Here is a 12,472-nt window from a genome sequence, read left to right as displayed (position 1 = left end):
CCGCCGAATCCCGCCGGGGGAAAACGGTTTCATGTTCACCCGGGGTTCCTGTCGAACCTGCCTCCAGCAGGTTCGACAGGAACCCCGGGCTAAGCTATCGAACGCCGTTGGCGTAGAGATGGGATTGAGTGCATGCGACTCTCCCAATGGGTGGCACGCCAAGCTGCACGACTTCCTTGCGGGCGAGTGAATCGCAATGACGCAACTTCCAAACGAACGCGTCGCGCTTGCCATCAAGTCGCCGGCAAAAGTTACAAGTAAGTGAGCCTATGTTAAGGCCGTGCTGCTGGACGTTGCGGCTTGTACTGGCAACAGTTTTCGGGGCAGACATCATGCCATGGCCCCAGTTCGCCAACGGCCCTGCGTTTCTCAGGTGTGCCAAGTCGCTCCTGGACCAGTTCACGCACCATGCTGACAAATTTGGGACTGACACCTGGCGTCGCCACGCGGATCATTTTGATTCCGCGTTGTTCGCACAGTGCCGCCGCCTCGTCATCCAAATCGTAGATGACTTCCATGTGGTCACTGACAAATCCGATCGGCACGATAATCAATTTCTTCAGCTTGCCGGAATCATCCAAGTGCTCGATCGCGTCACAGACGTCTGGTTCCAACCAGGGTTGTTGTGGCGGTCCGCTGCGGCTTTGGTAGACCAAGTGCCAATTCGTGACGTCGACTGCGCCGGCGACTAAGCGACTGGCTTCGTTGAGTTGTTTCACATAGTCGCAGTGGTCAGCCATCGACATCGGAATGCTATGCGCGGTGAACAACACCATGATTTCTTCCGTCGTGACACCGAGTTGCTCGATGGCGGAACTCACTTCATCAACGACGGTTTCAATGAATCCAGGATGATTGAATCCCATCCGCACCTTGTCGACTTGGGGTGCCCCCTGGCCGACCTGATCCTGGGCGGCTTGGATGTTCTCGCGATATTGGCGGCAACCGCTGTAGCTGCTAAAGATGCTGGTGAAGAACGCAATCGCCCGCTTGCAACCATCCTCTTTCATTTGCTGCAGCGTGTCTGGCAGCAACGGGTCCCAATTCCGATTGCCCCAGTAGATCGGCAACTCCACCCCACTACGATCGAACTCCTCTCGCAACGCGGTGATCAGCTGCCGATTCTGCTCGTTGATCGGGCTGACACCCCCGAATTGTTGGTAGTGCTCGGCGACTTCGAGCATCCTTTCCTGGGGCACATTCTTTCCCCGCAGCACGTTTTCTAAAAACGGCATCACATCGTCTGGGCCTTCCGGACCGCCAAACGAGACCAACAGAAACGAATCGTAGGGCAGATCTTGTTCAGGCATGCGTCAGATCGATGGATGAGAAAGGGGAATGTCGTGTCCGCAACGAGACGAGTGGTGCGTCAACATTACAGGTGAGGTAAGCTTCCAGCTTGCCATCACCACACCGGGTGAATCGCAAGCTGGAAGCTTACGCCACGAATTGTCGACCCGAAATTCAAATCTGGACGCACCACTAGGATGCGCCCGACACCAGTTTGGCGGCGCTGCAGAGCCCGGCGACGGGATCGTTGACCGGCCAGTATTCTAGCCCGACATAGCCTTGGTAGTCGCTGTCTCGAATCGCGTCAAAAATCTGGGCGTAGTTCAGTTCGCCGCGTGTCAATTCGTTTCGACCCGGATTTCCCGCAGCGTGAAAGTGACCGATCCGATCGATGTGATCGATCGCGCCGCGGATCACGTTTCCTTCGCTGATCTGTTGGTGATAGATATCGAACACGACTTTGACCCGATCACTGGCAACCTGGTCGATGATTTGAAAGGCTTCGTCGCTACGAACCAAGTAATAGCCGACGTGATCGATCAGTTCATTCAGGGGTTCGATCACCAGTGTCACACCGGATTGTTCCAGCATCGGCGCGGCCTGGCGTAGCCCTTCGACCAAGCAGTCGTGTTGTTGCTCGCGGGGCACGCCGACACGAAAGTCACCGACCTGTGAAATCAGGGTCGGACAACCCAATCGTTTGGCGGCTTCGATCGATTCGCCCAGCCCTTGCAGGTATTCGCCACGCAAATCCGGATCGACCAAGCTGACAAATTTGGTGCAACAAGCTGCGATCTGCATCTGATGCTCGGCGGCAGCGGCTTCGATTGCATCGAGGTCTTTGTCCCACCAGCCCCAGAACTCGAATGCATCGATGCCACATTGCTTGACCCGGGCAATGGCATCTCGTTTGTCGAGGCCTTCGAAAACAGCGTCGATACAAACCGACGGGCGAAAACGAGGTAGGTTTGCTTGTTCGCTCATGACATCACCGACGCGACCGCATCGCAGAAAGGCTGCATTTTTGATTCGTTCATTCCGGCAACGTTAATACGTCCGCTGCCGACAATGTAGACACTATGCTTGCTCTTCAACTCGTCGACTTGCATGGGGTTCAATCCGCTGAACGAAAACATTCCTTTTTGCCGCAGCAGAAACGAAAAATCATAGCCGTCGCCGGTCGATTTCATGGTTTCCACGAACTGTTCTCGCAACCGGCTGATCCGGACTCGCATCGCTTCGAGTTCCGATTTCCATTGCTGGGTCAATTCCGCGTCGGCCAGGATCGTGGCAACAATGGCCCCGCCGTGACGCGGCGGGTTGCTGTAATTGGTCCGTACGATGCGTTTCAATTGGCTGCGTGACGCTTCGCACTCGGCGGCGTTGCCCGCGACCAGTGAAACGGCTCCGACGCGTTCGCTGTACAGGCCAAAGTTCTTTGAGAACGAGGTGCAGACCATCGCTTCATCGACCTGTGCGAGCACGGTTCGCAATCCGTTGGCGTCTTCCTGCAGCCCATCGCCGAAACCTTGATAGGCAAAATCGACCAACGGCAACAGATTCTTTTCGGCGATCACTGCGGCAATTTGTTTCCAATCGTCGGCGGTCGGATCAACGCCGGTCGGATTATGACAACAACCGTGCAACAGCACTGCGTCACCGGGTTTGGCCTGGTCCCGCAACACGCTCAGCATGCCATCCAAATCCAGCGAGGTTTTATCGTTGCTGAGGTAGCGGTAGGTTTCCACCGGCAAGCCTGCCGCGGCAAAGATGGCGGCGTGGTTGGCCCAGGTCGGCGAAGGGATCCAGATGCGTGCTTGCGGCAGTTGCGTCGCCATGAAGTCGGCCGCGACACGCAGGGCGCCGGTCCCGCCAGGGGTTTGCAGCACCGCGATTCGATCGGCGGCGATCGAATCGGCGAACACCAATTCACGCACATCGTTGCGGTAGTCGGGCAAACCGTCGATCGACAGATAGCCCTTGGTGACCTCGCCATCCAATAACTTTTGCTCGGCCGCTTTGACCGATTTCAAAACCGGCGTCTGGCCGCTTTCGTCTTTGTAGACCCCGACCGACAGATTCATCTTGTGCGGGTTCGGGTCGGCATTGAATGCTTCGGTCAGCCCCAAGATCGAGTCCGGGGGGGCGGTTTGGACGACTGAAAATCGATGGCTCATGATTGTGCCTGGAAATCGGGCCAGAGCGGCGGGAAATGAAAATTCGGACGGCTACGGCGGACATGCGGCGAATCGTAGTGGAAGCGTGGCGAGTCGGCTATCCTGTAGCGCCCCGCCGTTGGTGCCAATTGTCCCCTCGCCGGGCCCTCTAAACCGGCCTCGATCACGTTTCAACCTTGTTAACCCTCATGCTTAATCGACGAATTCTGCTGAAATCTGCCGCCGCTGCAACCGCCGCCCTCGCGTCCGGATCCGCGATCGCCGAAAACGGGCAAGCCGAAAATGCAGTGGCCGAGAAATTTTCGCTCGGTTACGCCCCGCACCCGGGGATGTTCAAGCACTCCGCCGGAAAAGACGTCCTGGACCAGATCAGGTTCATGGCCGACCAGGGTTTTACGGCGCTTGAATACAACGGATTGCCAAGCGAAACCCCCGAGATGCAAACCAAGATTGGCAACCTGTTGCAGCAGCTTGAAATGCAAATGGGCGTGTTCGTGGCCTATGGCAGTTTTGACAAACCGACCTTCGCCCGGCCCGATGAAGCATCCACGGCGGAAATCATGGCCGCGATGAAAAACGCCGTCGAAGTGGCAGCGCGTGTCGGTGCCAAATGGTGCACCGTGGTCCCCGGCAGCATTGATCAACAACACCCCGATTCGCAGTGGAACAAATATGGTGGCCCGCGATTGGCCACTGGCTATCAGACCGCCAACGTGATCGACATGCTACGCCGCTGCGTTGACGTGATTGAACCGCATGACCTGGTGATGGTCTTGGAACCGCTGAATTGGTACGCCAATCATGGCGGGGTGTTTCTGCAGCGCAGCGACCAAGCGTACGCGCTGTGTCGCGCCGTCGACAGCCCGTCCTGCAAAATCCTGTTTGACATCTATCACCAGCAAATCACCGAAGGCAATTTGATCGAAAACATCGATGCCTGCTGGAGTGAAATCGCGTACTTTCAAACGGGTGATAACCCGGGCCGCAAAGAACCGTACACCGGCGAGATCAATTATCGCAACGTGTTCGATCATCTGCGCTCGAAGGATTTTGCCGGCGTGATCGGAATGGAGCACGGCAATAGTCGACCCGGTATCGAGGGCGAAAAACAAGTGATCCAAGCCTATCGAACAGCCGATGCAGGACACCAAAAGTAGGCCAGGTGAAACCTGGCGTGATTCTAGCAAACGCCAGGTTGCACCTGGCCTACTGTAGAGCGAGCGCCAGGTTGCACCTGGCCTACTGGGCGTGGCTGGACTGGCGTGCTTCGTCGGACGCGAATCCCAAACTGTAGGGCCGATAGACCAGTGTCGGATCGGCGACCAATCCGGAGAAGCCATGCGTGCGCGGATCAATCCCCTGGCGATGCAGTCGCAGCGCATGGGCGACGTCGCGGATCTGCGTGCGGTGGGTCGATTTGGGCGGTGTCAATGAGCGCCAGACATGGCTGACCCGCGTGTCCTGGCGATAGGTTTCGATCCAACGATCCACTCGGTCGCCATCGATGTCCAGTTTCGAAGCGGCCAACAGTGCGACGACGATGCGCGACGGCGATTGCGTCGGGTCGTCTAAAATTTCAATGCATCGCGAATGCACCAGTTCGTCACAGTGGTAGCGAGTTCCAATCACAAGTTGATCGCGCAGGTCGATCGGCGCACGCTGCAAGTAGGATGCGATCAATCGAGTGACGACCTGTTGTTCGAATTCACGCTCTGGCATCGGGCCGGTGCCATCACAGCGCAGGACTGCGACCAACCGCAACGTCGATCGATCGGCAACGGAAATCCGACGATTGCATTCCGCACTCAGCAACAGGCACCACGCTGACATCGCATCCCCGTCGATCTGATCGGGATCCCACTGCGATGCGGTGGTGGAAGGAATCATTGTCGATTCCTGTTGGTGTTTTAAGATTCCGGCAAACACCAACCGAGTGTCCAGGTCATTGCCAGCATTGCGACGAAACGCGTCCCATCCGTCCAGCGTGCTGCCGTCGAACGAAGGATCGTACAGGAATCGATCCAACCGCGTTTGCTGGGCGGCTTGGGTCAATTGATCCAGCAACCGCTGTTTTGCCAGATACAGTTCCAGGTCTTGTGGTGGGGCATCGTCACAGCGCAGCCGTAGGCGAGCCTGAGTCTCGGCGGCTTCGCTACCAGCGGCAAACAATAGCAGTCGCTGCTGGGCAAGTTGCCGCGTGGCATAAGAATCCGCTGCCAGTTGTTCGATCCAACCGTCCAATTGTTCGGCGCCCGGCGGTGGATCAACAGCCGATTGCTGAGCCAATGCATTTCCGCCCAGCCCACCCAAAGCCAGCATCGCAAACGCGACCATGGCTGGCGCGACATGCCGCGCCGTCGCCGGGCTGAAAAAGGGGGTTTGGCGGTGCGGTGGGGGCATGCAGTCGTGCAAAACGGTGTGTCGTCAAGATGGATCGAGTCATCAAAATCTAGTCTTGCCGCGCCGCGCTGTCTGAAGCCGTTCACAATTGCTGGGCTGAAAAATCGTTCTCGATGGTCGGGCAGTTCGGGTTAAGTCGGCTGATTCGAATAGTCAAACAATTCCGCTACACTGCGCTGCGACCTGCCGCACTCATCCGATCGCATTCCATTTCGCACCAGTCTCCCATGAAGCTTATTTGTTTCGAAGATCGTCTTGTCAGTCAATTGCAACCGATCACTCACGCGCGCCCCGCTTATGCCATCACCTGCGCCAGTCTTCAACTATTGGATCTGCTCCGCGAACTACCGGCTGATTTGACCGTGTCGGTGCGTTCCTATTTGGCGCTACTGCAATCGCTCGACCAAGGGTTGTCGTCGCCGGCGGTCGACCAGATCGCTGGGCAGGAGGTGTTGTTGGTCAATGCCCGCCTGGTGCCGCGTGTGGAGACGCTCACGCAACTGAAGAAACTGTGCAAGGCTGGTGCGGCGGGCATCGTGCGCTGTCCCCAGACCGACGCCATTTTGGTCGCCAAGCTGAGCGTTGCCGAAACGTCGCAGTTGAATGCCGCGGCGCCAGAGTCCGCGCCGGTGGTGGCCGAATCCGCGTCACCCTTTCGCAAGCCCGCGCGGAGTGCGGTCAACGAATTGGCACTTCCAAGTGACGACGGCGTGGTTGCCAAATTGCTCGTCTTGGCGGATCAGTTACCCAGCGACAGTCTGCCGCCCGGTGCCGACGACTTGCCCAGTTTCCAATGGCCGCACGAAGTCGTCGCTTGGCACATGAAAGAGATGCCGGTGGCGATGCAGTGGCGATTGGAACGCGGCGGGTATACCGAAACCGCTGACGGAGTGTTTGCCGCCCCCGGTGTTTCCATCGGCCAATACGCTGTGGTCGATACCAGCGACGGCCCCATCCTGTTGGACGAAAACGTCAAAGTCGGCCCGTTCTGTTTGCTGAGCGGGCCGGTCTATGCGGGGCCAAACACTCGCGTGATCGAACACGCCGCTTTAAAAGACGGTGTCTCGCTAGGGCACACCGTTAAAATTGGTGGCGAAGTCGAAGCGTCGGTGATCGAACCGTACACCAACAAGCAACACCACGGATTTTTAGGGCACAGCTATTTGGGCAGTTGGATCAATCTGGGAGCCGGCACGTGCAATAGCGATTTGAAAAACACCTACGGCAAGATCAACATCGAATACGACGGACAAAAAGTCTCCACGGGAATGCAGTTCCTGGGGTGTATCATCGGTGATTACAGCAAGACCGCGATCAACACCAGTATCTTTACCGGCAAGGTGATCGGCGTTTGCAGCATGCTGTACGGTTTCGCGACCAGCAACGTCCCCAGCTATGTCAATTACGCACGACTGTTCGGCCAGCAATCGCTATTGCCTGCGGACGTCATGGTGAACACCCAGCAACGGATGTTCTCGCGGCGAAAAGTTGATCAGCGAGAGTGCGACATCCAGCTGATCCATGACATGTACAATCTGACGGCTGGCGAACGCGACCAAGTTGACCAATACGGTTTTTGATTGGCCCGCTTGATCCACCCTCCCCCTCCAACCTGACCTTTCACTCGGATGATGAAATCATGAAATCCAATCCATTGCCCGGCGTTTTTATGGCCGCATGTCTGGTTACCGGCGCGCTGACCTGGCCATCGGCAGTCTCACAATCAGCCAGCGCTGCCGACGTTTACGAACTGCGGACGTATACGACGAAAGAGGGCAAGTTGGACGAGTTGAATGCTCGCTTTCGTGATCACACGATGCGATTATTCAAAAAGCATGGGATCGAATCGGTCGGCTATTGGGTGCCCACGGATCCAGAACGATCCAAGGACACGTTGATCTATGTGATCAAACATGCCAGTCGTGATGCGGCCGCCGCGTCCTGGAAAGCGTTTCTCGCCGACCCAGAGTGGAAGAAGGCGGCTGCGGAATCCGGTGTCGGCGGATTGGCCAGCCCACCAGAATCCGTGTACATGACGGCAACCGACTACTCACCGGACTGGGACGATCGCGGCGGTGACGACGATGATGTGTTTGAATTGCGAGTCTACCAAGCCGCACCGGGAAAGCTGGACAAACTCGATGCACGGTTTCGTGATCACACGATCGATCTGTTCAACAAACACGGGATTCGCTCGCTGGCCTATTGGCATCCGACCGACGCGCCGCAATCCGAGGACACGCTGATCTACATCATCAAACATGATAGCGCTGATGCCGCCAAAGAATCCTGGAAATCCTTTGGCGCCGATCCCGTCTGGAAGAACGCGGCTGCGGAATCCGGTGTCGGTCGTTTGGCAAAACGTCCCGATTCGACCTACATGAAAGCAACCGACTACTCACCCATCAAGTAGTCCAGATCGCCTACTTCGACGCGATTGCCCGGTCCAGGTCGTCGCATAGATCGGCAAACGATTCCAAACCGACTGACAACCGAATCAGCCCGTCGGTGATGCCGAATCGAGCTCGATCGGCAGCGTCGTAACTGGCATGAGACATTGTCGCTGGTTGCTCGATCAACGATTCCACAGCCCCCAGGCTGACGGCCAAGTGGAACAATTTGGTTGATTCACAGACCTTGGCGGTTTCATCCAGCCCGGCATCCAGTTCGAAGGTCACCATGGCGCCGAAACCGCCGTCCAAGGTTTGTTTGGCGAGCGCGTGTTGCGGGTGACTTTCCAGGCCCGGGTACAACACCTTGCTGACGCGTGGGTGCGCCTGTAGCCATTGAGCCAGCTGAAGCGAGGTTTTTGATTGTTCGCGAATTCTTAGATCCAGCGTCTTCAGCCCACGGCTGACCAGAAAACAACTGAGCGGATCCAGTACGGCGCCGGTCGCGTTTTGAATGTAGTACAGACGGTCGAACAATTCCTGGTCGGCGACCGACAGAGTCCCACCCAGACAATCGCTATGCCCACCCAAATATTTGGTGGCCGAATGCATCACGATGTCGATACCATGTTCCAACGGCCGTACCAACGCGGGTGTGCCGAAAGTGTTGTCGACGCCGATCAAAACACCGCGATGATGGGCGATGTCGGCCAATTCAGCCAGGTTTGGAATCGTCAATCGTGGGTTGCCGATTGTTTCGGCCCACACCAATTTGGTTCGTTCACCGATCGCGGCAGCGACAGCATCGGCGCTGGTCATATCGACCAACGTCACATCGATCCCGCTACGGGCACAAATCTTGTGCAACAACCGATACGCACCGCCGTATAGATCGCAACCGGCAACCACATGGTCACCGCTTTCCAGCAGCATGGTCACGCAGTGAATGGCTGCCATGCCGCTGGCAAAGGCCAACGATCCGACGCCGGATTCAAGCGAGGTCAGCGTGTTTTGCAGATTGCTGCGTGTCGGATTGCCGCTGCGCGAGTAGTCGAACTCGCCCCATTGGCCGGCTCCCGGTTGGCGAAACGTGCTGGCCAGGTGAATGGGCGGAACGACGGCTCCGGTGGCCGCGTCGACTTCGTTGCCGACGTGAATCGCGCGGGTGCGGAAGGTCAGCGCCGCGTCGGCTTCATCGTCTTGGGAGGGATGGTTCATACCGACAGCGCCTGGTCCAGGTCGGCGATCAAATCGTCACCGTCTTCGATTCCGCAGGACATTCGGATCATGTTGTCCTCGATCCCAAACCGCTGACGCTCTTCTGGCGTGCAGTGGTAGTAGCTCATCACCAACGGTTGTTCGATCAGCGATTCCACACCGCCCAGGCTGGGCGCGATTCGCGGGATGCGGGCTGCATCAACGACCGCAGAGGTTTGTTTCCAATCGGCGTCTTTCACCGTGAACGTGATCAGGCTGCCAAAGCCTCGCATTTGTGCCGCCGCGATGGAGTGCGTGGGGTGGCTTTCCAAACCCGGGTAATAAACCCGCTCGACTCGTGGGTGTGATTCCAGGAATTGAGCGACGCGCAATCCGTTCTCGTTTTGCCGCTGCAACCGCAGGGCAAACGTTTTCAGACCGCGTTCCAGCAGGTACAAGTTGTGCGGCGTGCTGATGTTACCGAGAATGCCTCGCATTTTTCGGATCGGTTCCAATTGCTCGCTGCGCCCGCACAGGACACCTGCGATCAAATCGTTGTGCCCCCCAAGATACTTGGTCGCCGAGTGCAATACATAATCGATCCCGTATTCGGTCGGGTTCATGTTGTAGGGCGTTGCCAACGTCGCATCGATCAATGTTTCGACCTCATTGGCTTTGCCGACGGCGGCAAATTTCTCCAGATCGATCACCGACAGATGCGGATTGGTCGGCGATTCACTGACCAGCAGACGCGTGTTTTTATTGATCGCCGCTTCCATTGCGTCGTAATCACCGGTGGTGACTTGGCGGGTGACGACGCCGAAGCGTGAGAGGTGTTTGGCACAGAACTCACGACTGCGGTGATAACATTGATCAAAGAAAACGATTTCATCGCCGGCCGACAGCTTGGTCATCAACAATCCGACGATGGCCGCCATCCCGCTGCCGTAAACGATCGCTTCTTCGGATTTTTCCAAGGCGGCGATTTTGGCTTCGACGCTTTTTTCGTTTGGATTGCCGTAGCGGCCGTATTCCTCGCGCTGCTCTTCGCCGTTGACGAATCGCAGCAAGTCCGCAGTGGACTCGAACGTGAACGTGGCGGCGGTGTAGATCGGCGTGGTGATGCTGCCGGCATCTTTTTGGCGTGGTTCACCGGAGTGCACGCAATCGGTGGAAAAATCGGTGGCGTGCTTGGAAGTGGCGTGTTGATTCGTCGCCTGGTCAGACGTCTGTGGCTTTAACACGGCAGAGTCCTCCGTAGGTGTGGGACTCGCGGCCGCTGATCGAACGTCGGTGTCGTTCGAGGCGGGTGATGAATGAGACGATGACGACAGGCCGTCACCCGATGTGTGCTTTGTATGCATGGCTGTTTAGCAGATAGGCTGCAAGTTGCCGTAAATCCCATGAATTACGTATCCGCCGGATTCTCCGCCGGAATGTGACTCCCCACAGAGTAGCCGGGCAAGATAGAATCGACAAGCGAAAACGTGTCGCCGCGACCCCGCGTCGTCTCCGCCCGACCTTTCGAGCCGTATGATCGATTTATCTACCCACCGCCAACTCCCGCGCCACTCAGCCGCCGTGCTGTGGGGGATCGTGCTGTCGACCTTGCTGGCGGGGGGGGCGTTTGCCGGCGAACCGCCGACGGCCCAGAAGCCGGAAAAGAGCTCCCAAACAAAATCCGATCAGCTGGCCGAACGGGTCACCGAATTAGTCCAACAGCTGCGTAGCGTGCGTTTTGCCCAGCGTGAAAACGCCACCGAAATGCTGTACCAACTTGGACACGCCACCCTGCCAGCCCTGCGCAAGATTCGAGATCAAAAAGTCGACGCCGAGCAAACCGATCGTCTCAATCGGATCATCGATTCACTTGCTGAACAAGATTTGGAATCAAGAATCCAATCGTTTCTGCGAGGCGGCGAAGCGGATCTGGACAATTGGCCAAAACTGGAACATTGGTTCGGCGATTCCCCTCGCGTGCGTGAATTGTATGTCGAGTTGTATCGCATGCACCCGGAATTGGTCGAAGCCCTTGGCGGCTCGCGTCAACAACTAACGCTGGGGATGAATCTGGTCAAACGTCGCCTGATGGAACGCGGCGTCAGCACTCGCGAAATGCCTCGACGCGTCGACTTGATTGCGTTGCTGTTGCCGATGACGGAACCCGGGTTTGATGCCGGAATCGAGTACGATGTCATCGTGGCTCAACTGTTGCAGCGTTATCAGGTCAACGATTTTCACGCCGATCCGGTGATCGGAGAACCGTTTCAGCGAATGGTCGCACTCTGGATGACGCAAAGCGACGAGAACATTCGTGAACAGGTTTTGCGATTGGCACTGCAGTGGAAACTGGACGTGGGGCTACGGTTGGCACTGAAAACGGTGCAACAAACCCCCAACCCGATTGTCTTGGCCCGCTGCATGCAAGCGATCGCGCGACAGGGCAATCGAGACCACATCCCCGTGCTAGCCCCGTTTTTAAACGACCCGCGGATCGTGTTCCGCAAACCGTATTTGGGGCCGCGTGGCGGCGACGTCCAGGTCGGCGACGTGGCGGCGGCGGCGATCGCGTTTCTGTCTGATGTCCCAGTCACCGAACTGGGATTTGCCGAGCCGGCCGAACATGACATCTTTGGCATCATCTATGAAGAACTGGTGATACCAGTTCCCCCAGAACGCAACCGGAAGGCCGACGACACGGCGGAGGACAAGGACGGCGCTGATGATTTGGAAGCGGACGCCCTGGATATCGAGTCGATCGAGGGTTTGGGACAATTCGAAGACGAACTGCCCAAGATCGAAATTCTGTCAAAAAGTTTGCAGCGGCTGAATCAACGCCGTGCGAGTGCACGCGCGGAGATTCACGCCAAGGCTTTGAAACTGGTTCCCCAAAACGACCGCGGCGCGCCGGAAAAAAGCTGAACCAGCGCCGGTTGAGCCGTTTGAAAATGCGCTGTTACGTGGGGCATTGGTTCGTGGTAATCCGACGTGTCAGCAAGGGATCCTGTTAACACTCTA

10 protein-coding genes are annotated in these 12,472 nt (G+C 57.2%); 4 read left to right on the top strand and 6 right to left on the bottom strand.

Features of this window, described 5'->3' with window-relative positions:
- Window positions 1-272: 272 nt before the first annotated feature.
- The 3 genes from NHH03_RS03645 to NHH03_RS03635 all read right to left on the bottom strand — a co-directional run bounded on the left by NHH03_RS03645 (window position 273) and on the right by NHH03_RS03635 (window position 3,467).
- Window positions 273-1,310 carry a ferrochelatase gene (locus tag NHH03_RS03645; RefSeq protein WP_253154384.1) on the bottom strand — a complete coding sequence of 346 codons (1,038 nt, stop codon included), beginning with the start codon at window positions 1,308-1,310 and terminating at the stop codon, window positions 273-275.
- Between the two features lie 172 nt (window positions 1,311-1,482).
- Window positions 1,483-2,274, bottom strand: coding sequence for a hydroxypyruvate isomerase family protein (locus NHH03_RS03640; protein WP_253154383.1), 792 nt, complete (start codon window positions 2,272-2,274; stop codon window positions 1,483-1,485).
- On the bottom strand, window positions 2,271-3,467 hold the full coding sequence (locus tag NHH03_RS03635) for an amino acid aminotransferase (RefSeq protein WP_253154382.1): 1,197 nt from the start codon (window positions 3,465-3,467) through the stop codon (window positions 2,271-2,273). Before NHH03_RS03635 ends, NHH03_RS03640 begins: the two co-directional genes overlap by 4 nt.
- Window positions 3,468-3,655: 188 nt before the next feature.
- Here NHH03_RS03635 and NHH03_RS03630 point away from each other — a divergent pair, with 188 nt between their 5' ends.
- Window positions 3,656-4,624 carry a hydroxypyruvate isomerase family protein gene (locus tag NHH03_RS03630; protein ID WP_253154381.1) on the top strand — a complete coding sequence of 323 codons (969 nt, stop codon included), beginning with the start codon at window positions 3,656-3,658 and terminating at the stop codon, window positions 4,622-4,624.
- Window positions 4,625-4,706: 82 nt separating this feature from the next.
- Here NHH03_RS03630 and NHH03_RS03625 read toward each other — a convergent pair whose 3' ends face one another.
- The gene (locus tag NHH03_RS03625; RefSeq protein WP_253154380.1) at window positions 4,707-5,867 is read right to left on the bottom strand and encodes a hypothetical protein; all 1,161 of its coding nucleotides are present in this window, start codon (window positions 5,865-5,867) and stop codon (window positions 4,707-4,709) included.
- Window positions 5,868-6,094: 227 nt separating this feature from the next.
- Between NHH03_RS03625 and NHH03_RS03620 the strand changes: the two genes are divergently transcribed.
- Window positions 6,095-7,447, top strand: coding sequence for a putative sugar nucleotidyl transferase (locus NHH03_RS03620; protein ID WP_253154379.1), 1,353 nt, complete (start codon window positions 6,095-6,097; stop codon window positions 7,445-7,447).
- A 59-nt stretch (window positions 7,448-7,506) separates the two neighbouring features.
- Complete coding sequence (locus NHH03_RS03615; RefSeq protein ID WP_253154378.1) at window positions 7,507-8,280, top strand: NIPSNAP family protein; 774 nt, start codon at window positions 7,507-7,509, stop codon at window positions 8,278-8,280.
- A 10-nt stretch (window positions 8,281-8,290) separates the two neighbouring features.
- Here the strand turns inward: NHH03_RS03615 and NHH03_RS03610 are convergent, their stop codons facing one another.
- Together NHH03_RS03610 and NHH03_RS03605 are read right to left on the bottom strand one after the other, a co-directional pair.
- Complete coding sequence (locus NHH03_RS03610) at window positions 8,291-9,475, bottom strand: trans-sulfuration enzyme family protein (protein ID WP_253154377.1); 1,185 nt, start codon at window positions 9,473-9,475, stop codon at window positions 8,291-8,293.
- Window positions 9,472-10,698 (bottom strand): trans-sulfuration enzyme family protein, encoded by a 1,227-nt coding sequence (locus NHH03_RS03605; RefSeq protein WP_390895484.1) that lies wholly within the window; start codon window positions 10,696-10,698, stop codon window positions 9,472-9,474. Before NHH03_RS03605 ends, NHH03_RS03610 begins: the two co-directional genes overlap by 4 nt.
- A 289-nt stretch (window positions 10,699-10,987) precedes the next feature.
- On the opposite strand from NHH03_RS03605, the gene NHH03_RS03600 reads away from it, so the two are divergent.
- Window positions 10,988-12,376 carry a hypothetical protein gene (locus tag NHH03_RS03600; RefSeq protein WP_253154376.1) on the top strand — a complete coding sequence of 463 codons (1,389 nt, stop codon included), beginning with the start codon at window positions 10,988-10,990 and terminating at the stop codon, window positions 12,374-12,376.
- Window positions 12,377-12,472 lie beyond the last annotated feature (96 nt).

This window comes from Stieleria tagensis (assembly GCF_024129865.1).
GTDB lineage: Bacteria > Planctomycetota > Planctomycetia > Pirellulales > Pirellulaceae > Stieleria > Stieleria tagensis.
This window is presented reverse-complemented; position numbering and strand designations above follow the sequence as displayed.

Excerpts from the sequence above, each read along its gene's own strand:
- NHH03_RS03645 (WP_253154384.1), bottom strand. The coding sequence starts at position 1,310 with ATGCCTGAACAAGATCTGCCCTACGATTCGTTTCTGTTGGTCTCGTTT.
- NHH03_RS03640 (WP_253154383.1), bottom strand. The coding sequence starts at position 2,274 with ATGAGCGAACAAGCAAACCTACCTCGTTTTCGCCCGTCGGTTTGTATC.
- NHH03_RS03635 (WP_253154382.1), bottom strand. The coding sequence starts at position 3,467 with ATGAGCCATCGATTTTCAGTCGTCCAAACCGCCCCCCCGGACTCGATC.
- NHH03_RS03630 (WP_253154381.1), top strand. The coding sequence starts at position 3,656 with ATGCTTAATCGACGAATTCTGCTGAAATCTGCCGCCGCTGCAACCGCC.
- NHH03_RS03625 (WP_253154380.1), bottom strand. The coding sequence starts at position 5,867 with ATGCCCCCACCGCACCGCCAAACCCCCTTTTTCAGCCCGGCGACGGCG.
- NHH03_RS03620 (WP_253154379.1), top strand. The coding sequence starts at position 6,095 with ATGAAGCTTATTTGTTTCGAAGATCGTCTTGTCAGTCAATTGCAACCG.
- NHH03_RS03615 (WP_253154378.1), top strand. The coding sequence starts at position 7,507 with ATGAAATCCAATCCATTGCCCGGCGTTTTTATGGCCGCATGTCTGGTT.
- NHH03_RS03610 (WP_253154377.1), bottom strand. The coding sequence starts at position 9,475 with ATGAACCATCCCTCCCAAGACGATGAAGCCGACGCGGCGCTGACCTTC.
- NHH03_RS03600 (WP_253154376.1), top strand. The coding sequence starts at position 10,988 with ATGATCGATTTATCTACCCACCGCCAACTCCCGCGCCACTCAGCCGCC.